At 73.4% G+C, this 19,848-nt stretch carries 17 protein-coding genes and 1 pseudogene; 10 read left to right on the forward strand and 8 right to left on the reverse strand.

Annotated features, from left to right (window positions below; translation table 11 throughout):
* Window positions 1–78 precede the first annotated feature (78 nt).
* Together OHB09_RS27625 and OHB09_RS27630 are read right to left on the reverse strand one after the other, a co-directional pair.
* Window positions 79–2,076 (reverse strand): type I restriction-modification system subunit M, encoded by a 1,998-nt coding sequence (locus OHB09_RS27625; protein ID WP_328922719.1) that lies wholly within the window; start codon window positions 2,074–2,076, stop codon window positions 79–81.
* Window positions 2,077–2,186: 110 nt separating this feature from the next.
* Window positions 2,187–4,364, reverse strand: a complete 2,178-nt coding sequence (locus tag OHB09_RS27630) for an N-6 DNA methylase (RefSeq protein WP_328922720.1) — start codon at window positions 4,362–4,364, stop codon at window positions 2,187–2,189.
* Between the two features lie 157 nt (window positions 4,365–4,521).
* Between OHB09_RS27630 and OHB09_RS27635 the strand changes: the two genes are divergently transcribed.
* On the forward strand, window positions 4,522–5,748 hold the full coding sequence (locus tag OHB09_RS27635; RefSeq protein ID WP_093593014.1) for a DNA sulfur modification protein DndB: 1,227 nt from the start codon (window positions 4,522–4,524) through the stop codon (window positions 5,746–5,748).
* A gap of 320 nt (window positions 5,749–6,068) precedes the next feature.
* Here the strand turns inward: OHB09_RS27635 and OHB09_RS27640 are convergent, their stop codons facing one another.
* The gene (locus tag OHB09_RS27640; RefSeq protein ID WP_328922721.1) at window positions 6,069–6,680 is read right to left on the reverse strand and encodes a TetR/AcrR family transcriptional regulator; all 612 of its coding nucleotides are present in this window, start codon (window positions 6,678–6,680) and stop codon (window positions 6,069–6,071) included.
* Window positions 6,681–6,771: 91 nt separating this feature from the next.
* Between OHB09_RS27640 and OHB09_RS27645 the strand changes: the two genes are divergently transcribed.
* Window positions 6,772–7,335, forward strand: a complete 564-nt coding sequence (locus OHB09_RS27645) for a TetR/AcrR family transcriptional regulator (RefSeq protein ID WP_319116402.1) — start codon at window positions 6,772–6,774, stop codon at window positions 7,333–7,335.
* Between the two features lie 36 nt (window positions 7,336–7,371).
* Here OHB09_RS27645 and OHB09_RS27650 read toward each other — a convergent pair whose 3' ends face one another.
* On the reverse strand, window positions 7,372–8,304 hold the full coding sequence (locus OHB09_RS27650; RefSeq protein ID WP_328922722.1) for a CDP-alcohol phosphatidyltransferase family protein: 933 nt from the start codon (window positions 8,302–8,304) through the stop codon (window positions 7,372–7,374).
* 144 nt (window positions 8,305–8,448) lie between these two features.
* Between OHB09_RS27650 and OHB09_RS27655 the strand changes: the two genes are divergently transcribed.
* The 5 genes and pseudogenes from OHB09_RS27655 to OHB09_RS27675 all read left to right on the forward strand — a co-directional run.
* Window positions 8,449–9,432: a zinc-dependent alcohol dehydrogenase gene (locus OHB09_RS27655; protein ID WP_328922723.1), complete on the forward strand. Its 984-nt coding sequence runs from the start codon at window positions 8,449–8,451 to the stop codon at window positions 9,430–9,432.
* Between the two features lie 201 nt (window positions 9,433–9,633).
* Window positions 9,634–10,032, forward strand: a complete 399-nt coding sequence (locus OHB09_RS27660; protein WP_006139786.1) for a 6-pyruvoyl trahydropterin synthase family protein — start codon at window positions 9,634–9,636, stop codon at window positions 10,030–10,032.
* A 119-nt stretch (window positions 10,033–10,151) separates the two neighbouring features.
* Window positions 10,152–11,303 (forward strand): glycosyltransferase family 4 protein, encoded by a 1,152-nt coding sequence (locus OHB09_RS27665; RefSeq protein ID WP_093593496.1) that lies wholly within the window; start codon window positions 10,152–10,154, stop codon window positions 11,301–11,303.
* Entirely contained in the window at window positions 11,300–12,349 is a 1,050-nt protein-coding gene (locus OHB09_RS27670) for an SAM-dependent methyltransferase (RefSeq protein WP_234528741.1), read from the forward strand. The genes OHB09_RS27665 and OHB09_RS27670 overlap by 4 nt, the downstream gene beginning before the upstream one ends.
* Before the next feature lie 20 nt (window positions 12,350–12,369).
* Window positions 12,370–13,416, forward strand: a pseudogene (locus OHB09_RS27675) (lysylphosphatidylglycerol synthase transmembrane domain-containing protein); the annotation flags it as partial.
* 140 nt (window positions 13,417–13,556) lie between these two features.
* On the opposite strand, the gene OHB09_RS27680 reads toward OHB09_RS27675, so the two are convergent.
* Window positions 13,557–14,330, reverse strand: a complete 774-nt coding sequence (locus tag OHB09_RS27680; RefSeq protein ID WP_308117251.1) for a creatininase family protein — start codon at window positions 14,328–14,330, stop codon at window positions 13,557–13,559.
* Between the two features lie 78 nt (window positions 14,331–14,408).
* On the opposite strand from OHB09_RS27680, the gene ribA reads away from it, so the two are divergent.
* Window positions 14,409–15,080, forward strand: coding sequence for a GTP cyclohydrolase II (gene ribA / locus OHB09_RS27685; protein WP_040894848.1), 672 nt, complete (start codon window positions 14,409–14,411; stop codon window positions 15,078–15,080).
* Window positions 15,081–15,245: 165 nt separating this feature from the next.
* Entirely contained in the window at window positions 15,246–15,686 is a 441-nt protein-coding gene (locus tag OHB09_RS27690; protein ID WP_006139792.1) for a PPOX class F420-dependent oxidoreductase, read from the forward strand.
* 8 nt (window positions 15,687–15,694) lie between these two features.
* On the opposite strand, the gene OHB09_RS27695 is transcribed toward OHB09_RS27690, so the two are convergent.
* Window positions 15,695–16,573 carry an NAD(P)-dependent oxidoreductase gene (locus tag OHB09_RS27695; RefSeq protein ID WP_319116410.1) on the reverse strand — a complete coding sequence of 293 codons (879 nt, stop codon included), beginning with the start codon at window positions 16,571–16,573 and terminating at the stop codon, window positions 15,695–15,697.
* A gap of 152 nt (window positions 16,574–16,725) precedes the next feature.
* Between OHB09_RS27695 and OHB09_RS27700 the strand changes: the two genes are divergently transcribed.
* Window positions 16,726–17,334, forward strand: a complete 609-nt coding sequence (locus OHB09_RS27700) for a TetR/AcrR family transcriptional regulator (protein WP_234528738.1) — start codon at window positions 16,726–16,728, stop codon at window positions 17,332–17,334.
* Between the two features lie 58 nt (window positions 17,335–17,392).
* Here OHB09_RS27700 and OHB09_RS27705 read toward each other — a convergent pair whose 3' ends face one another.
* On the reverse strand, window positions 17,393–18,859 hold the full coding sequence (locus tag OHB09_RS27705; RefSeq protein WP_191891326.1) for a membrane-associated oxidoreductase: 1,467 nt from the start codon (window positions 18,857–18,859) through the stop codon (window positions 17,393–17,395).
* A gap of 107 nt (window positions 18,860–18,966) precedes the next feature.
* Complete coding sequence (gnd, locus tag OHB09_RS27710) at window positions 18,967–19,848, reverse strand: phosphogluconate dehydrogenase (NAD(+)-dependent, decarboxylating) (protein WP_006139796.1); 882 nt, start codon at window positions 19,846–19,848, stop codon at window positions 18,967–18,969.

Here is a 19,848-nt window from a genome sequence, read left to right on the forward strand (position 1 = left end):
CCCGGATGAGTGCGTTAGTCACGTGCTTCAAGGGAGTGACGGACCAGTGTGATGGAAGATCGAGACCCAAGATAGTAGTCATTTCGTCACCTCTCCCAAAAGCTCCTGGATTTCAGCCTTCAGCGCCTTCAACTCCGCATCGATCTCCGCCAACGGCCTCGGCGGCTCGTACACGTAGAAGTGCCGCGTGAACGGGATCTCGTACCCGACCTTCGTCTTGCTGTGGTCGATCCACGCATCCGGAACGTGCGGGTGGACCTCCCGCTCCAGGTACTCCTCGACGTCCTCGCCCAGCGGAACGTTCTCGTAGTCCCGCAGCTCCCCGTCCGGTTCCGGCTTGCCCTTGATGAGCTGGACCTCGCCCTCCGGGTCCCGGACCCCGATCGCGTCCCGCAGCGCCTTGTTGAACGGGGCGCCCGTCGGCCACGTCGAGCCGGCCTGGACCACCGCGTCCTTGAGGGCCAGCCAGGCATCCGCCTTCTTCGACCAGCTCGTGACCTCCATGGACTCGAACGCGTCGAACATCAGCATGGCTTGCCGCTGCGGCAGCTTCTGGATCGCCTTGGACGCCTCCAGCGCCGCCAGCGTCTCCTCCGTCACCTCGAACCGGAGCTTCAGCGGGCGCTCCACGGTGATCCGCTGGTAGCCGAACGCCGTGTTGTCGAAGACCTTCACCTTGGCGTGGAGCGGGTGCTCCGCGTCCTGCGCCGCCGACAGCGCCTCGCCGTACAGCTTCACCACCGTCGCGATGTGGTCCTTGCCCAGTTCCTTGCGCTTGTCGCCCAGCGACTTGCGCATCTTCTGCCACTGGTCGCGCGCGTCGAGCAGCACGACCTTGCCCTTGTGGTCCGGGCTCTTGCGGTTCGTCAGGATCCAGAAGTACGTGGAGATGCCGGTGTTGTAGAAGAGCTGGTCGGGCAGGGCGACGATGCCCTCCAGCCAGTCGTTCTCCAGGATCCAGCGGCGGATCTCGGACTCGCCAGAACCGGCCGCGCCCGTGAACAGCGGCGAGCCGTTGAAGACGATGGCGATGCGGGAGCCGCCCCCGCCGCCCACGTCGACCGGCTTCATCTTGCTGATCATGTGCTGGAGGAACAGCAGCGAACCGTCGTTGATGCGGGGCAGACCCGCTCCGAAGCGGCCGGCGGAGCCGAGCTTCTCGTGCTCCTCCTCCACGTCCTCCTTGACCTTCTTCCACTCCACGCCGAACGGCGGGTTGGCGAGGAGGTAGTCGAAGGTCCTGCGCGCGTGGCCGTCGTCGTTGAAGGAGTTGCCGAAGGCGATGTTCTCCGGGTTCTGGCCCTTGATCATGAGGTCGGACCGGCAGATCGCCCACGACTCGGGGTTGAGCTCCTGCCCGTACACCTCCACCGTGGCATCGGGGTTGAGCTCCTTGATCAGGTCGTCCGTCGCCGACAGCATGCCGCCGGTGCCGCAGGCCGGGTCCATGACCGTGCGGACCACACCCGGGAGCTGCAAGGCGTCACCGTCGGGGGCGACCAGCAGCCGCACCATGAGCTGGATGACCTCGCGGGGCGTGAAGTGCTCGCCGGCCGTCTCGTTCGACTGCTCGGAGAAGCGGCGGATCAGCTCCTCGAAGATGTAGCCCATGTTGTGGTTGGACACGACCTCGGGCCGCAGGTCCAGGTCCGTGAACTTGCCGATGATCTTGTAGAGGAGACCCGCGGAGTCCAGCCGCTTGACCTGCTGTGCGAACTCGAAGCGGTCCAGCACGCCTCGCGCGTTGTCGGAGAACGAGGCCACGTACACCTGGAGGTTCTTCGCCGCGCTGCCCGGGTCCGCCGCGATCTTCTTCAGCGTGAGCGTGGACGTGTTGTAGAAGGCGTGGCCGGCGGCCTTGCGGAGGAACTTGTCCGCGTTGATGTCCTGGCCGGCGAACCTGTCCACCGTCTCGGTGACTGCCCCGCGCGTCGGTTCCAACACGCACTCGAGGCGTCGCAGCACCGTGAACGGCAGGATGACCTTGCCGTAGTCGGACTGCTTGTAGTCCCCCCGCAGGAGGTCGGCGACGGACCACGCGTGGTTCGCCAACTCCGTGTGCTTACTGCTGTTCACTGGATCCCCAGGTTCCTTCCGGTTCCGCTGTCCCGCCCCGCCGCGCCGTGCGGTCGTTCTCCCGGCGCGGGTACCGCCCCATTGTGGTCGATGTGTGAAGGTCTCGATACTTACCGCGACGGATTCACGTCCCCCGTCGGCAGCAACTGCCCGCCCGTCAGTCCGCCCGCGAGCAGCCTCGCCGTCTCCTCCGCGAGCCGGGTCGCCCGTTGCGCCTCCGCCCGCAGCTCGTGCACGCGGCGGAACGCCTCCCCGTACCGCCGCTGTTCCTCCAGCGGCAGCAGGGGGACGCGCAGTCGGCCGGGGTTGACGGTCACGACCGTACTGCCGGTCGACGCGCCCGCGACATTGTCGTCCGCGCCCAGGAACCCGGCGAGGAACCACGCGTCGAGGCGGGCCGGGTCCGGGCGGAAGAGGTGGACCTGGTGCCCGAGGAGTGCACCGGCCTCCGCCTGGCCCGCCACCCGGGCCATGGGTCCACCCCCGTTGGCCACGGACCGTACGAGCACGTCACCACCGGCGATCACCGGTGCCGTCTCGTTGAGGTGCTTCGCCGGGTCCCCGGTCGGGCCGGAGCCGAGTGCGAGGTCCGCGGCGGTGAGGACGGGCCGGGTTTCGTCAGCGGTCCCGCCCCCTTCCTCGTCACGTCCGCGGGCCCCCTCGGGGACCGTCCGCAGCAGCGTCAGCGCACCGCCTCGTGCGAGGTCGGACACCGTCGCCGTGCGCCAGTCGCGTGCCGAGACGGCGGCGTTCCAGCCGTCGTAGCCGGCCGCCCGGCCGAGGGACCCGGCCGCCTCGACCAGGTCCAGGCGGGCGGCCTTGATCTCGGCGGACAGCTCCGCCGGGTCGACCTCGGCCCGTGAGGCCCGTACGAGACGGGTCGGGGTCAGGTCGACCATGTCGTCGAGCAGGTCCACGACGCCGATCGCGCGGGCCACGCCGGGCTCGCCGTCGAAGGTGTCGGGGTTCTCCGTGAAGGCACGCCACGCGCGCAGCGCCCGGTCGCCGATCCGTTCCCAGTCCAGGGGGGCCGCACGCCCGGCGCTGCCGCGTGTCCGGGGCGCCGTGCCCGTGGCCGTACTCGCCGGGCCCGCGGGTGTCGCCGTCTCCGCCGTGTCGACGAACAGCACCGACGTGCGGTCCGGACCGCCCGGTTCGGGACGTCGCAGCAGCCAGATCTGCAGGGGCACGTGCAGCGGCACCGCCGCGCCCACCGGCAGGGCCAGCACCGCGCGCAGGGCGCCACTGCGTACCAGCTCGGCCCGTACGCGGCGGCCCGAGGCGCGGCTCGCCGTCGCCGGCGGCAGCAGCAGGGCCGCGTGCCCGCCGGGAGTCAGGTGGGCGAGCGCGTGCTGCACCCAGGCCAGTTCGGACTCGGCGCGGGTGGGGACGCCGTACGCCCAGCGCGAGTCGTAGGCGAGTTCGTCGTGGCCCCAGTCGCGGACGCCGTAGGGCGGATTGCACAGGACGGCGTCGGCGAGCAGCTCCGGGAAGGCGTCCGCGCGGAGGCTGTCGGCGGCGCGCACGGTGACCTTGGTGTCGTCCTCGGGCGCGGTCAGGGCCAGGCTCACCGCGCTGCGGCGGGCCTGGACGGGGAGCACGTCCTGGCCGTACAGCTCGCGGGCGCCACGCCGTGAGGCCGCCGCGAGCAGGGAGCCGCTGCCGCACGCGGGGTCCAGGACGCGGGTGGGGGTGCCGGGGAGCAGCCGGGCGAGGAGGTCTGCGAGCGGGGCGGGCGTGCGGTACGCGCCGCTCGCCCCGCTGTCCTCCAGTTGCCGTTCCGCGAGGACACCGAGTGCGGCCTGGCCGCCCTCGTCGCGTACACACGCGTACAGCGCGCGGAGGACGGGGGCGTCGGCGGCCTTGAAGGGGGCCCGGTCGGCGTCGTCCCCCGGGACCGCGTCGGCGACGGCCGCCGCGTCACGCTCGGCTCGGGCCGCGAGGTCCGCGTCCGGGAGGCGGACGGTCGCCGCGAGGTCGTCGGGGGAATGGCGGGCGGCCGCGAGGACGAGCAGCAGGAGGTCGGCCGTACCGCCCGCGCCGTCGCCCCCGTGCAGGCGGAGCGTGGTGCGCAGCTCCTCCGCCGGGCTGGCCGCCGAGGCGTGGCCGCGCGAGGCCAGCCACGCGCGCACCGCCTGGAGGTCGTACAGGGGACTGCTCTCCGTGCCGCCGGAGGGCTCCGGGAAGTCCTCGTGCCGGCGCCGCCAGTTGCTGACGGTGGCGCGCGTGACCCCCGCGATGCGGGAGATCTCGGCGGCGGTCACCTGTACGGACGGCTGCTCTGGCATGAAGGGGTTCCGGGCCTCTCGATGGTGGACGGTCAACAAAGTACAGCACTCACGGAAGCTGTCAATCTGTTTGACGATGCTTTCAGTTCCATGCTTGTCTAGAGGTGCTTCCGGTTCGTTGGCCGGTCGCCATCCACACCACTCCGGGGGGAGTCCCATGCGCCTGACCATGCCGACCGCTGTCGTCGAAGGAACCCGGCTCACCGTGATGCCGTTCCGTGAGGACGCTGTCGTCGGGACGATGTCCGTGCCCGCGCTCGTCCAGCTCGTGCCCTCGCCGCGCGCCGAGGAGGACCCGAGGAAGCTGAAGGCCGCCTCGGGCCTGGTCCGCCGCCACGCCGAACTGCGCTCGACCGTGCAGCGCACGCTGAAGTCCTCGCAGAAGGGCAAGAACGTCGGTCCCTACGCCGAGTACATCGCCGCCGGACTGAAGGGCGAGCTCGGCGCCGCCTGGTCCACGCCGCCGATCACCCTCTGGCACGCCGGTCCGCTCGCCGAACTCGGCGAGGAACTGGTGCCCGGCAGCGGCCTGTGCACCCTCACCGTCGCGCCGGGCACCATGGTCGTCGCCATCGACGGCGAGACCCAGACCACGGCCTGGCACGACCTGTACGACGACCCCGAGGCGTACGGGTTGACGTACCCCGAACTCGCCCGCGTCCGGCTGCCCTTCGAGCTGTACATCGACCTCGCGCCGGCGGACGCCCGGCAGATCTTCTACGACCGCAACGTGCAGGGCGTGGCCGTCGCCAAGAACCTCGCCATGTCCATGGACCAGCGCGACTTCGGCACCCGGCTCGCGCATCTCGTCGCCGACTCGGTACGGCTGGACGTGGACGGGCAGCCGGTGCCGTTCGCCCGGCTCGTCAACGTCAGCAAGCGGCAGGTGTCGGCCGGTGACCGCGAGGTGGTCACGCTCTCGGCGCTGCGGGCGCTCGTCGTCACCACCCTCTTCGGGCGGAAAGGGCTCCAGCGGTCCGCCGAATCCGTGCACGAGGACGAGTTGCCCGCGGGCAGCCGGGCCGAACAGGTGGAGGCGGTGGTCGTCCCGGTTCTCGGGCAGCTCATCGCCCGCTACGGGCGGCACTTCGCCGCACGGAGCGCGATCACCGCGCCCGCCGTCCTGGCCGGTCTGGGCATCGCCGTCCATCACGCCATGCCGTGGAACGGACAGGCGGACGCCTTCCGCACGGACGACCTGACCCGTCTCCTCGACGACATCCGCTGGGAGCGCGAGCCCGCGTACTGGGACGGCATCGCCGCCAAGACGGGCACGTCCGGCCGCCTCAACTTCAGCGGGGGCGTCAAGGACTCCGGCGGCCGCGTCGCCGAAGCGATCCTGTACCCGGCGACGGAGGCGGGCCGGAAGATCCGGGGACTCTGAGCCGGCCGGTCCGGTCCCCGGGCCCCGTTTCCCTCTCTTTCCTCTCCACCTCGACTCACGCACGTCACCCCGGGAGCGGGCGATGCACAACAAGGTTCAGCTGATCGGCGACGGGACGGGCTCGCGGTCGTGGGGGCCCGGGCGGACGTCGAAGGCCTCCTCGTCATGGAGGGGCTGCTGTCGGTGCCCGGGCGCAAAGCGGTGGTCCTGGCAGCGGTGAACCATGCTTTTCGGTCCCGTGACGGGGGCGGAGAGGGCGGCGAGGAGGTGTGAGCGGCCGGACCTCCGGCCCCGGTGGCCCGCCCGCTCACGCCCCCGCGTCACCGCCCCCCGCCCGTCAGCGCCCTTCGCCAGTGGTCCGTGAGGAAGACCCGTAGTGCCGGCAGGTCCAGTGACTCGGGGGTGACCAGCAACTGGATGGCGATGCCGCGGAGTTGGGCGACGATCGCCGCCGTCGTCTCCTCGACCGGGAGGCCGGGGCGGATCGTGCCCTCGGCGATGCCGGCGGTGAGGTCCTCGCGGAGGTCGGTGCGGAAGGCCTCGGTGCGGTCGGCGAAGAGGCGGGCGAGGTCGGGGGAGGTCGCGGCCTCCATCCAGAGGAGGAGGAATGCCCTGTTCAGCGGTCTCTCGTGCTTGGTCTGCTGCGCGAGGTAGCCGTCGATGAGGCGGAGGAGGCGGTCCGGGCCGGGTGGCAGATCGGCCAGGCCGGGCACGAAGCCGGACTGGGCCGCGCGGGCCAGGCGTTCGACCAGGGCCTGCTTGGAGCCGAAGTAGTGGGTGACGAGGCCCCTGCTGTAGCCGGCGCGTTCGCCGACGCGGGCCAGCGTCAGGGCGCGCAGTCCCTGCTCGGCGACCAGTTCGGCGGCCGCGTCGAGCAGGGCGGCCTCGGCTTCTTCACGGCGCTGTTTCTGGGTGCGGGCGGGGGCGGTCATGGGGGGCAGCCTAGCGACTTACTTGTCAGCCGACCAACAAATGGAGCAGGATGGCGGGCCTCAGGCCAGGCAACGCGAGAGGCGCCGGACCATGCCCCCTGCCCGCCCACGGCGTGCGCCGCGCTCCGACGCGCGGGAGAACCGCGCACGCCTCGTCGAGTCCGCACGCGCGGCCTTCCACGACGACCCCTCCGCCAGCCTCGCCTCGATCGCCAAGGCGGCCGGTGTCGGCCAGGGCACCCTCTACCGGCACTTCTCCGGCCGGGAGGAACTGCTGCTCGCCGTCCATGAGGCGGAGGCCGCCGCGCTGGCCGGGGCCGCCCCCGCGCTGCTGGAGGAACACGAACCGCTCCTCGCGCTGCGGCTGTGGCTGGAGCGCCTCGCGGAGGAGGGCGGACGATACGGTCGCTGCCATCCCCAACTCGTCGACGCGCTCGGCCGGCTCCTCGCCGCGGGCCGGGCCGCGGGGCGGATACGGGCTGACGCCACGGCCGAGGAGGTGCTGCTGCTCGGCTCGTCGCTGTGGGGGACGGGCGGGCCCGTCCCGGGGGAGGCGGAGCCCGGCGCGGAAGCCATCCTGCGGGAACGCCGCTCGCGCATGCTCACCCTGCTCCTCGACGGGCTCCGGGCCGGTACGGGGCCTCAGGACGGCTGAGTCGGGAGGAGCGCTCCGAGCGGCACGGTCACGCCGTCAGGCACGACCCGCCAGGGCCGTCGGCATTCCCCTGTCCACGGGCGCGGCCTGCGAGAGCGGCGTCACCCCCGCCGGGACCGGGACCGGGATCGAGAACGAGGTGGGGGAGGCCGGGACCATGCCCGGGACGGACACCGACGCCGGGCCCGCACCCGCATCCGAGACCGCACCTGACAGCGGCCGCGCCGCCGTCTCCTCGCGTCCTTCCCGGAGCCGCTCGGCCCGCTCCCCCCACAGCCACCCGACGTCCCGTCCGAAGGACCACACCAGCCAGCCCAGCGCGGAGGACACCAGCAGCGCCGAGACCTGGTAGGGGAGCCAGCCCGAGGCGGCGGCCAGGAGGGCGATGCCCTGGTAGGCGGCGACCGTCTTGCGGGCCATGCTGTGCGGCAGCGGCGCGTCGAGCCAGGGCTGGAAGCGGGCCGCCGCCACGAAGAGGTAGCGCATCGCGCCGATCAGCAGGACCCAGGGGCCCATCGACATCGACACGTACACGCTCAGCACGAGGATGAGGAACGCGTCGACCTCCATGTCGAAGCGGGCGCCCAGGACCGAGGAGGTGCCGGTGCGGCGGGCGACCTTGCCGTCGACACCGTCCAGGATGAGGGCGATCGCCGTCAGGCCCACGAAGAGGGTCACCGGGGGCGCCGTCTCGAAGGACTCCGCGACCAGGGCCGTGACCCCGCCGACCAGTGTCGCGCGGCCCAGCGTGACCCGGTTGGCCGGGCCGAAGGAGGTCAGCCGGGAGCGGAGCACGGCGCGGGTCAGGACGGCCCACGTGGCGAGCGCGAAGGCCAGGCCGGTCAGCCAGCCCGCCGGGCTCATCCCCGTCGCCGTGCCCAGCACGGCCAGCAGCAACACCTGCACGCCCGCCCCCACGGTCGTCTCCTGCTGCAACAGCCTCGCGTCGTATGTGTGGTTCAGGGCCACCGCTCACCCTCCGGCCAGGTGCCACCACGTGGCAGATCAGACAAGTGACAGATTCGATCTTCGCCGCGTACGTTGAGCGCGGCGTCGTGACTTCTCGTAGCTGCTCGTACGTGGGGAATCCGTCGATCGTTCAGAGGGGCGCACATGGAAATCGAAGAACTCGCCGCCCGGGCCTTCTGGCTGCGCGAGCCCGGGCACGGTGAGATCCGGGACGTCGAGCTGCCCCGGCCGGGGGAGTCGGAGGTGCTCGTCCGGACGCTGTACTCCGGGGTCAGCCGCGGTACCGAGACGCTCGTCTTCCGGGGCGGGGTGCCGGAGAACCAGTACGGCGCCATGCGCGCGCCCTTCCAGGACGGCGACTTCCCCGCCCCGGTGAAGTACGGCTATCTGAGCGTCGGCACCGTCGAGCGCGGGCCGGGGGAACTGCTCGGGCGGAACGTCTTCTGCCTCTACCCGCACCAGACGCGGTACGTGGTGCCCGTCTCCGCCGTCACCGTCGTGCCCGAGAGCGTTCCGGCCGGGCGGGCGGTGCTCGCGGGGACCGTCGAGACCGCCGTCAACGCGCTGTGGGACGCCGCGCCCCTGCTCGGCGACCGTGTCGCCGTGGTGGGCGGCGGGATGGTCGGGTGCAGCGTCGCCGCACTCCTCGCCCGCTTCCCCGGGGTGCGGGTCCAGCTCGTCGACGCGGACCCGGCGCGGGCCGAGGTCGCCCGCGCGCTCGGCGTGGACTTCGCGGTGCCCGAGGAGGCGCGCGGGGAATGTGATCTCGTCGTGCACGCCAGCGCCAGCGAGGCGGGGGCGCGACGCTCGCTCGAACTGCTCGCGCACGAGGGCACGCTGATCGAACTGAGCTGGTACGGGGACCGGGTCGTCGGGCTGCCGCTCGGCGAGGCCTTCCACTCCCGGAGGCTCACCGTGCGCAGCAGCCAGGTCGGCACGGTCTCGCCCCGCGCCCGCTCCGGGCGCACCTACGGCGACCGGATCGCCCTCGCCCTCGACCTGCTCGCCGACCCCGCCTTCGACGCGCTGATCAGCGACGACACCCCGTTCGAGGAACTCCCGGAGCTGCTGCCGAGGCTCGCCTCCGGCGCGTCGGGCGGGCTGTGCCACCGGGTGACCTACGGCTGAGCCGGCCCGCTCTCCCGTCCCTCCGGCGCCCCTCCCGCGCCCGGCGCCGGGCGCGCCCCGCCGAACCCGCCGCTGATCAAGCTGAACAACCCGTGCCGATCGGCCGTACTACACGGCATGCCTGGCCCGGCGAGGGCTTCCGTTCCCGCAACGGGGGCACTCGCCGGGCGATCAGACGCACCGCACCTGGAGGGTCGTCCGTTGTTCAGCATCACGGTCCGCGATCACCTGATGATCGCCCACAGCTTCCGCGGCGAGGTCTTCGGCCCCGCACAGCGCCTGCACGGAGCGACGTTCCTCGTGGACGCCACCTTCCGCCGCCCCGAGCTGGACGAGGACAACATCGTCGTCGACATCGGACTGGCCACGCAGGAGCTCGGCGCCGTCGTCGCCGAGCTGAACTACCGCAACCTCGACAACGAGCCCGACTTCGCCGACACCAACACCTCGACGGAGTTCCTCGCGAAGGTCGTCGCGGACCGGCTGGCCCGGCGCATCGAGGACGGCCGGCTCGGCGAGGGGGCCCGCGGCCTCACCGGGCTCACCGTCACCCTGCACGAATCGCACATCGCCTGGGCGAGTTACGAGCGTGCCCTGTGAGCGACGTGATCACCGAGCGGACCGCCCCGACGGCCCCCCACGCCCCCTCGACGGCCCCCCACGCACCGGCCGCGGCGCCCCACACCCCGGCGCCCCACACCCCGGCGGTCCGTCCCCGGCTGGACTACGTCCCCGCCCAGCACGCCGCCCTCACGAACGCCGAGATCATCCCCATGTCCCTGCGCACCCTGCACTTCGTGCTGCCGGCCGGCGTCGACGACCTCGCCAGGCCCAGCGGCGGCAACGCCTACGACCGCCGGATCTGCCTCGACCTCCCCGGCTTCGGCTGGCAGGTCGTCAAGCACACCGTCGGCGGGGACTGGCCCGAGCCCGGCGCCGAGGGCCGCGCCGCCCTCGCCCGCACCCTGGGCGAACTCCCCGACGACACGGTCGTGCTGCTCGACGGGCTGGTCGCCTGCGGCGTCCCCGAAGTGATCGTCCCCGAGGCCGGGCGGCTCCGCCTCGCGGTCCTCGTGCACCTGCCGCTCGGCGACGAGACCGGGCTCGAGGCCGACGTCGCCGCCGCGCTCGACGCCAAGGAGCGCGAGACGCTCCGCGCCGTGTCCGCCGTGATCGGCACCAGCGACTGGGCCGTGCGCCGGCTCGTCTCCCACCACGGACTCGCCCCCGAGCGCGTGCACGTCGCCGCCCCGGGCGCCGACATCGCCCCCCTCGCCTCCGGCACCGACGGCCTCTCCCAACTGCTGTGCGTCGCCTCCGTCACCCCGCGCAAGGGGCAGCACCGGCTGGTCGAGGCGCTCGCCACCGCCACCGACCTGCCCTGGTCCTGCGTGTGCGTCGGCTCGCTCACGCAGGACCCCGAGTACGTCGCCGGGGTACGGGAGCTGATCACCGCGTACGGGCTCGGCGACCGGTTCCACCTCGTCGGGCCGCGCTCAGGCGCCGCGCTCGACGCCAGCTACGCCGCCGCCGACCTGATGGTCCTCGCCTCCTACGCCGAGACCTACGGCATGGCCGTCACCGAGGCCCTCGCCCGGGGCATCCCCGTCCTCGCCACCGACGTGGGCGGGCTGCCCGAGGCGGTGGGGCGCGCCCCGGACGGCGGGGTGCCCGGCATCCTCGTCCCGCCGGAGGACCCCGCCGCGCTCGCCGCTGAACTGCGCGGCTGGTTCGGCGAGGCCGACGTGCGGCGCCGGCTGAAGGCCGCGGCCCGCGGCCGCCGGGCCGCCCTGGACGGCTGGGCCACCACCGCGCGCAGCCTCGCCGGGGTGCTGGGGCGGCTGCGGCCCGAGTCCCGGGAGGCGGCGTGACGGCCGGCGCGCGGTCCGCGACCGGCACGGACACGGATACGGCCAGGGGCGCGGGGTCCGCGACCGGCACGGACACGGATACGGCCAGGGGCGCGGGGTCCGCCGGCTCCCTCTCCGAGTCCCCCGCGCCGGGGGCCGGGCCCGTCGGCGAGACCCCCGCACCGGGGGACGTGCCCCGCTACGCCCCCCAGTGGCTGCGGCTGCGCGAGCCCGCCGACGCCGCCGCGCGCTCCCACGAACTCCTCGACCCGCTGCGCATCCGGCTCGCGGACCGGCCCGGCCGGCGCGGCACCGGGCTCGTCGTGCACGACCTCGGCTGCGGCACCGGCTCCATGGGCCGCTGGCTCGCGCCCCTGCTCGACGGGCCCCAGCACTGGATCCTGCACGACCACGACCCCTACCTGCTGCACTTCGCCGCCGCGGGAGCGCCCCGGTCCGCCGCCGACGGAAGCCGGATCGAGGTCACCACACAACGCGGCGACCTCGGCCGGCTCACCGCCGACGCCCTGGGCGGCGCCTGTCTCGTGACGGCGTCCGCGCTGCTCGACGTGCTCACTCGCGAGGAGATCGACACGCTCGCGGCGGCCTGCGTCGGGGCGGGCGTTCCCGCGCTGCTGACGCTGTCGGTACTCGGGCGGGTCGAGCTGACGCCCTCCCACCCGCTCGACGCGGAGATCGCCGCCGCGTTCGACGCCCACCAGCGCCGGAACGGACTCCTCGGCCCGGACGCGGTCACCGCGGCCTCCGAAGCCTTCGGCCGGCTCGGGGCGACGGTGCGGGTGCAGCCGAGCCCCTGGCGGCTCGGCGCCGAGCACGCGGAGCTGGCGGGGGAGTGGCTGCGGGGCTGGGTCGGCGCGGCCGTCGAGCAGCGCCCGGAGCTGGCGGCCCCTGCCGATACGTATCTGCGGGAGCGGCTCGCCCAGTGCGAGGCGGGGGAGCTGCGCGTGCTCGTGGGCCACAGCGACCTCCTCGCCCTGCCCGGCGGGTCCGGCGGGACCGGTCCGTCCGGCGTACGGCACACCTCGGGGGCGGGTGAGCGGTCATGACGACGGCGGTGACGAGGGCGATGGCCGAGACACCGGTCGCCCCGCCGGCACCGGCACCGGTGGCGGTGTCCGTGCCGACCGGAGCGGCCGCCGACGTGGCGGCGACGCCCGCCCCGGCCGCACCGGGTGCCGGGGAGACCCCCGCGCCGTCCCGCCCCCGCGTGCCGGCGGCCGTACGGCGGCACTTCGGGAGCGCGGCCGGCGCGGCCATCCTCGCGGTGCTGCTCTGGCGGCTCGGTACCGGCGTGTTCCTGGACGGGCTGCGGCGCATCGACACGCCGACGCTGCTCGCCGGGCTCGGCATCGGGCTGCTCACCACCGTCCTCTCCGCCTGGCGCTGGTGCCTCGTCGCCCGGCGCCTGGGCATCCGGCTGCCGCTGCCCGGCGCGGTCGCCGACTACTACCGGGCCCTGTTCCTCAACGCCGCCCTCCCCGGCGGCGTCCTCGGCGACGTGCACCGGGCCGTGCGGCACGGGCGCGACTCCGGGGACCTCGGGCGCGGGGTGCGGGCCGTGGTGATGGAACGGACGGCCGGTCAACTGGCCCTGGTCGCCGCCGGAGTACCGGTGCTCCTCCTCCTCGACTCGCCCGTGCTGCACCGGACGCGGCACGCCCTCGCCGTGCTCGGCCCGGTGCTCCTCGGCGTCGCGGCCGTCGTCCTCGCGGTCCGGATGGGACGTGCCCGGAGGGCCGTGCCGGAGGGCGCGGGCGGGCCGGCGGGGCGCGGTGCACCTCGCGGGCGGGCCGTGCGCGCGGGCCTCGCCGAGGCGCGGGAGGTGCTGCTGGACCGGAAGGTGGGACCGGGCGTGCTGCTGTCCTCCCTCGCCGTGCTCGGCGGATACCTGCTGATGTTCTGGGTCGCGGCGCGGGCCGCCGGGGCCGAGGTGGGCCCGCTGCGGCTGCTGCCGCTCGCGATGCTCGCGCTGATCGCGATGGGGCTGCCGCTGAACGTCGGCGGCTGGGGACCCCGGGAGGGCGTCACCGCCTGGGCGTTCGGCGCTGCCGGACTGGGCGCCGGGACCGGGCTGAGCGTGGCGGTCGTCTACGGGGTGCTGAGCTTCGTGGCCGCGCTGCCGGGAGCCCTCGTCCTGGTGGCCCGGTGGTGGGGCGGGCTGCGGGAGCGGCGGGCCGGCGGGAGCGACCACCCCGTGTGGAACGCCCCCTCTCCCCGGTCGCCCCCGGCACCGGGGGAAGGGCGGCGTCCCGGTCAGGCCGTGGGATCCGCCGCCCTCGTCACCAGGTCGAAGTACGGGCCGAAGGAGTCGGTCAGCGCGGCCAGCAGCCGTTCGCCCTTCTCCGCCGAGGCGAGCGAGGGGCGGCCGATGACTCCGGACTCCGTATAGGCGGCCATACCGGTCGTCAGCAGATGCCGACGGTCGTCGGCGACGAAATCGGTGGTCTCGTATCCGCCGCGGACCATCTCCGGATGACAGTGGAGGAGGAGGGAGGTCTCGATTTCCCCCGCGTGCATGTCGGTCAGCAACGAGGTGCTCACCCCGGCCCGTTCGCGCGCCGAATCCCAGTCCTCCGCAGCCGGGAAAAGCGCCATGTCGGGTCCCGTGCCGGCGGTGGATTCCTGCACCACATTGCCCAGCACGTAATTGCCGCCGTGGCCGTTGACCAGTACCAGGGCCTCGACACCGGAGCGGCGCAACGAGTGCGCGATGTCCCGTACCACCGCGTGGAGAGTGACGGAGGAAATGCTGACCGTGCCCGGCCAGTCCGCGTGTTCGTGCGAACAGCCGATCGTCACCGGGGGAAGGAGGTGCACCGGGTACCGCGCCGCGATCGCGCGGGCGATCGCACAGGCGACCAGGGTGTCCGTCGCCAACGGCAGGCAGGGGCCGTGCTGTTCGAAGCTGCCGACGGGCAGGACGGCGACCTGCCGCGCGAGCCCCTCGCCCCGGCGCCGCACGTCCTCGGTGGTGTCGCCCGGCAGAACGCCGGCGGTGACGGCCGGCGAGGTACTGAAGTCGTCCACCGGTGTTCCTTTTGGCTTCTCCATTCCGTAACTTCCTTTCCTCATGTACCGCCTGTGCTCAGCAGATAGGAACTGATCATGACAGACGTTGTCGGCGAACCGGTCGCGCGTGTGGTGAAAGCGCCGGCCGGCGCCACCGGGGTCACTCGCGTCGTGAATGCCCCGCTGCCCACGCAGTACGGAGATTTCGAAGCGGTCGGCTACCAGGACAACGACCGCGGTGACGAGCAGGTGGCCCTGGTGTACGGGGACATACAGGCGGAGGGAATGCTGGTCCGGCTGCATTCCGAATGCCTGACGGGTGACGCGTTCGGTTCCACGCACTGCGAGTGCGGACCCCAGCTCATCACCGCGCTGCGGGAGATCGTGGCCGAGGGGCGGGGCGTGCTGGTGTACCTGCGCGGGCACGAGGGCCGGGGCATCGGGCTGCTGGCGAAGCTGCGGGCGATGAAGCTCCAGTCGGAGGGGCTGGACACGGTCGAGGCGAACCTCGCGCTGGGGCTGCCGGTGGACGCGCGGGACTACCGGGTGGCCGCCGAGATGCTGCGGGACCTCGGGGTGCGCTCGGTGCGGCTGCTGTCCAACAACCCGCGCAAGCGGGAGTCCTTGGAACGGCACGGCGTGAAGGTCGAGACGCAGGTGCCGCTGCTGATACCGCCGTGCGAGAACAACATCACGTACCTGCGCACCAAGCGGGAGCGGCTGGACCACTACCTGCCGCACCTGGACGCGGTCGTCCAGTCCTCGTGAGGCGGGGCGGCGGGCGCGGGGCCGTCGTGCGCCGGTGCGCGGTGCACGGCCGCTCCGACGTCCCCCCCTCGCCCCCTCGCACCGGGTCTCGTGCGGGTGGCGGGGCGCCTGCCGGGTACCCCTCCCGTCAGACGACGCCGCGCCGCGCTCAGGAGGCTGGCCACCATGACCCAGGACGATGCCACGCAGGACGCGCTGCTCACGCTGCTGACCGAGCACCGGGGCGGGGTGCTGGTCACCCTCAAGCGCGACGGACGGCCCCAGCTGTCCAACGTCGCCCACGTGTACTACCCGGACGAGCGGATCATCCGGGTCTCCCTCACCGACGACCGGGCCAAGACCCGCAACCTGCGGCGGGACCCGCGCGCCTCCTACCACGTGACGACCGCCGACCGGTGGGCCTACACGGTCGCCGAGGGCACGGCCGAGCTGACGCCCGTCGCGGGGGACCCGCACGACGACACGGTCGGGGAACTGGTGCGCCTCTACCGCGACCTCCAGGGCGAGCACCCCGACTGGGACGAGTACCGCGCCGCGATGGTCCAGGACCGGCGGCTCGTGCTCCGCCTGCGGGTCGAGCGCGCCTACGGCATCCCGAAGCGCTGAGCCCGCCGTCACAGGCGGCGCGTGCGGTCCTCCAGGGCGCGGAGGACCGCCACCATGTCCTCGCCGCCGTGACCGAGGGCGACCGTCTCGGCGAACAGGTCGTGGCAGGCGTCGAGGAGCGGGGAGGCCACGCCCCGCGCGCGGGCGGCCTCGGCGATCAGGCGGTTGTTCATCAGCACGTCCGCGGCGGCCGCCTGCACCGCGAAGTCGCCGTGCAGCAGCTTGGGCGCCTTCATCCGGGAGACGGCGCTGGCCATGGGCCCGGCGTCCAGGACGTCGAGGAAGAGCCGCCGGTCGAGGCGGTGCCGCTCGGCGAAGTGGAAGGCCTCGGTCAGGCCGGTGACCTGGGTGATCAGGAAGAGGTTCACGGCCAGCTTCATCAGCAGCGCGTTCGGCACCGGGCCACAGGCGAACACCTCGTGGCACAGGGGCGCGAGGAGGGGGGTGACGTCCTCCACGTCCTTCTCCTCCCCGGCCAGCATGGCCACCAGGCGGCCCTGCTCGGCGGGTACGCGGGAGCCGGAGACGGGGGCCTCGACGTAACGGCCGCCCGCCGCGCGCAGGTCGGCCGCCAGGGCGCGGGAGTACTCCGGGGCGGTGGTGCCCATGTTCACCACCGTGCGGCCCGCGGCGAGACCGGCGAAGGCGGGGGTGCCGCGTTCCAGTACGGCGTCGGTGGCGCGGTCGTTCGCCAGCATCAGGACGACGGTGTCCGCACCGGCGAAGACCTCCGCGGGGGAGCCGGCCACCGTCGCCCCCGCCGCGCGCAGCGGCTCCGCGCGGTGCGGTGTGCGGTTCCAGACGAGGAGGGGAGTGCCCGCGCGGGCCAGGTTGAGGGCCATGGGCGTGCCCATGACGCCGAGGCCGAGGAATCCCACCGTGTGCATCTCGATCACCGTCGGTTCGGGGTTCAGGACTGCGAGGAGCTATGACGGTTGTCATGGCGAGGTGATTATGACAGGCGTCATGGACGGCTGGTGAGAGGGCCGTAAGCTGTCCGCCCGCGCCGTGCGCTTCGGGGCGGGTGAGGAGGTGGACGATGACGGAGTCCGAACGAGGGCCCCGGGAGCGGATGGTGTTCAGCGCCGCCCAGCTCATCCGGCGGCGCGGAGTGGCCGGGGCGGGGATGCGGGACGTCGTGGCGCACGCCCACGCGCCGCGCGGCTCGCTGCAGCACTATTTCCCGGGCGGCAAGGAGCAGCTCGTCAACGAGGCCGTGCGGTGGGCCGGCCGGTACGCGGCGAGGCGCGTCCCCCGGTTCATGGCGGGGATGACGGAGCGGACGCCCTCGGGGCTGCTCGCGGCGATGGCCGGGCAGTGGACGCAGGAGTACGCGCGGGAGGGCTTCGCGGGCGGCTGCCCGGTCGCCGCCGCGACCGTGGCGTGCGCGGACTCGGTGGAGTCCACCAGGGAGGCGGCGGCCGGGGCGTTCGGCGAGTGGACGGGGGCGGTGCGCGGGGCCCTGGTGGAGATGGGCGTGCCGGACGCGCGGGCCGAGGGGCTCGCCGTGGTCATGGTGAGCGCGGTGGAGGGCGCGGTCGTGGTGGCCCGCGCCGAGCGGGACGTACGGGCGCTCGAGGCGGTCGTCAGGGAGCTGGGACCGGTGCTGGACGCCGCCGTGGAGCGGCGGGACCGACGCCACCCGTGAGGCACCGGTGGACCCGGGGAGAGCCCCGGGAGGGACCCGGGAGGGGCGGGCGCGGCGGCTATTGGCGGCTGACCGCCCGGGTGATGCCCGTGACCACCGTCGTCGCCAGTATCCAGCCCGTCAGCACCAGCCCGTAGGACAGTGCCTGGTACCAGCCCGCCGGGGCGAACGCGGCCTCCTGCCCGAAGGAGATCACCGGCAGCATCAGGTCCAGTGCGTAGAAGAGGGGGTTGAAGGGCGGCGCCTCCTCCGGCTTCAGGGCGTGCGGCGGATGCAGGGCGAACGCCACCGCCCCCACCGCAAGCAGCGAGAGCAGCCACCCGGCCGCCCGCAGCGGCCGGAACCCGTAACCCACCGTCGCGTCCTGCACCTGCCCCCACAGCCGCCGGTGCCACGGCAGCGTCCCCCGGTGCCGGCGCAGCTTGGCGAGCTGCACCGTGCGGGCGGCGCGCTCGTCGCCGACCCGCCGGTAGGCGGCCGCCAACTGCTCGTAGGCGTACGGCACATAGCCGTCCGCATCACGCTCCAGGACGGCGAGACGCTGCTCGGCGGGGGCGTGCGGGGAGAGGGTGGCGTAGGTGAGGCCGTCCAGGTTCAGCTCCTCGGGCCACACCTCCGGCGCCGCGTGCAGCGCGTCGACGCGGGCGCGGCGGAGGTTGAGGGCGCCCTCGATCCGCTGGGGCGCGCGCAGCCACAGTTCCCCGAGAGCCGTGCTGCTGAGCCGCAGCGCCGTGCCCTCGGGATGGGACAGCCGCGCGTACGAGAGACCGAGCTGGCCGGGGACGCGGGCCCCGCGCAGGTCGACCATGCCGTGGGCGACGAGGCAGCCCGCCTCGAGGTCGGCGTCCACCGTGAGCGTGCGAGCCTGCAGCGCGGTGGCGCCGGGATGCTCGAAGCGGGCGTCCTTGAACGTCACCGTGCCGGTGACCGTGGCGCTCTCCAGCCGGGTCTCGCCCTCGACCCGCAGACCCGGCGCCCACAGCGCGTCGCCGATCGTCGCCTGGTTGAGCTGGAGCACCGGCTCGCCGGTGTACTCGGAGCTGAGGTGCGCCCCGTCGAGGAACAGCGCCCCGGCGATCACAGAGCCGCCGAGGCGGACCTGGTGGGTGATCCGGCAGCCGGTCAGCCGCAGGACGCCGTCCACCTGCAGGCGCGCGGCGTGCAGCCCCGGCATCGCCGAGCCGCGCAGGTTGAGCTGGCGCACCCGGAAGTCGTACAGCGCGGGACCGTCCGTGAAATGGCAGTGCCTCAGCTCCACGGCGCGGTCGATCGTGGCGTACTTGAGATCGAGCTTGCCGGTGATGCGGGCGCCCACGAGTTTGAGCACCGGGACCTCGCCGGCGCGGGACGGACCGTCGAGGAGCAGGGCCCGCAACACCCGGGCCCGGACGGTGCGTTCGGGGCCCCAGCCGGCGCCCTCGGCCGCCGGGTCCTCGTCCGGTCCCCGCCGGAAGTCCACCTCGGTGCCGTCCGGGAACGCCGCCCACACACGCCGTTCGGCCGCCGTCAGCTCGTCGATCTCCATCAACGGCGACCTTCGCCCGGCCGGCCCCGCATGTCAACAGGGCCCCGACGGCGCACGCGTGCGGCCGGCCCCGAAGGACCGGCCGCACGACCCGAGTGGCGCGTGGGCTACTCCTTCGCGGACTCCACCGCGTGCCCGCCGAACTGGTTGCGCAGCGCGGCGATCATCTTCATCTGCGGGGAGTCGTCCTGGCGCGAGGCGAACCGGGCGAACAGGGAGGCCGTGATGGCCGGGAGCGGCACCGCGTTGTCGATGGCCGCCTCCACCGTCCAGCGGCCCTCGCCGGAGTCCTCGGCGTAGCCGCGCAGCTTGTCCAGGTGCGCGTCCTCGTCCAGGGCGTTGACCGCGAGGTCGAGCAGCCAGGAGCGGATGACCGTGCCCTCCTGCCAGGAGCGGAACACCTCGCGGACGTTGTCCACCGACTTGACCTTCTCCAGCAGCTCCCAGCCCTCGGCGTAAGCCTGCATCATGGCGTACTCGATGCCGTTGTGGACCATCTTGGAGAAGTGCCCGGCGCCCACCTTGCCCGCGTGGACATAGCCGTAGGGGCCCTCCGGCTTGAGCGCGTCGAAGACCGGCCGGAGCCGGTCCACGTGCTCCTTGCTGCCGCCGACCATGAGCGCGTAGCCGTTCTCCAGGCCCCAGACGCCGCCGGAGACACCGGCGTCGACGAAGCCGATCTCCTTGACGCCGAGTTCCGCGGCGTGCTTCTCGTCGTCGCTCCAGCGGGAGTTGCCGCCGTCGACCACCGTGTCACCGGCGGACAGCAGGTCCTTCAGCTCGTCGATGACGGACTGGGTGGCGTTGCCGGCCGGGACCATCACCCAGACGGTACGGGGCGCTTCGAGCTTCTCGACGAGCTCCGCGAGGTCCTTGACGTCGGAGAGGTCGGGGTTGCGGTCGTAGCCGACGACGGTGTGGCCGGCGCGGCGCAGCCTCTCCCGCATGTTGCCGCCCATCTTGCCGAGACCGATCAGGCCGAGCTGCAT

The sequence above is a fragment of the Streptomyces griseoaurantiacus genome (genome assembly GCF_036189845.1).
GTDB classification, from domain to species: domain Bacteria; phylum Actinomycetota; class Actinomycetes; order Streptomycetales; family Streptomycetaceae; genus Streptomyces; species Streptomyces griseoaurantiacus.

Excerpts from the sequence above, each read along its gene's own strand:
- OHB09_RS27645 (WP_319116402.1), top strand. The coding sequence starts at position 6,772 with ATGCCCCCTGCCCGCCCACGGCGTGCGCCGCGCTCCGACGCGCGGGAG.
- OHB09_RS27690 (WP_006139792.1), top strand. The coding sequence starts at position 15,246 with ATGACCCAGGACGATGCCACGCAGGACGCGCTGCTCACGCTGCTGACC.
- OHB09_RS27705 (WP_191891326.1), bottom strand. The coding sequence starts at position 18,859 with ATGGAGATCGACGAGCTGACGGCGGCCGAACGGCGTGTGTGGGCGGCG.
- ribA (WP_040894848.1), top strand. The coding sequence starts at position 14,409 with ATGACAGACGTTGTCGGCGAACCGGTCGCGCGTGTGGTGAAAGCGCCG.
- OHB09_RS27700 (WP_234528738.1), top strand. The coding sequence starts at position 16,726 with ATGACGGAGTCCGAACGAGGGCCCCGGGAGCGGATGGTGTTCAGCGCC.
- OHB09_RS27640 (WP_328922721.1), bottom strand. The coding sequence starts at position 6,680 with ATGACCGCCCCCGCCCGCACCCAGAAACAGCGCCGTGAAGAAGCCGAG.
- OHB09_RS27695 (WP_319116410.1), bottom strand. The coding sequence starts at position 16,573 with ATGCACACGGTGGGATTCCTCGGCCTCGGCGTCATGGGCACGCCCATG.
- gnd (WP_006139796.1), bottom strand. The coding sequence starts at position 19,848 with ATGCAGCTCGGCCTGATCGGTCTCGGCAAGATGGGCGGCAACATGCGG.
- OHB09_RS27655 (WP_328922723.1), top strand. The coding sequence starts at position 8,449 with ATGGAAATCGAAGAACTCGCCGCCCGGGCCTTCTGGCTGCGCGAGCCC.
- OHB09_RS27630 (WP_328922720.1), bottom strand. The coding sequence starts at position 4,364 with ATGCCAGAGCAGCCGTCCGTACAGGTGACCGCCGCCGAGATCTCCCGC.
- OHB09_RS27635 (WP_093593014.1), top strand. The coding sequence starts at position 4,522 with ATGCGCCTGACCATGCCGACCGCTGTCGTCGAAGGAACCCGGCTCACC.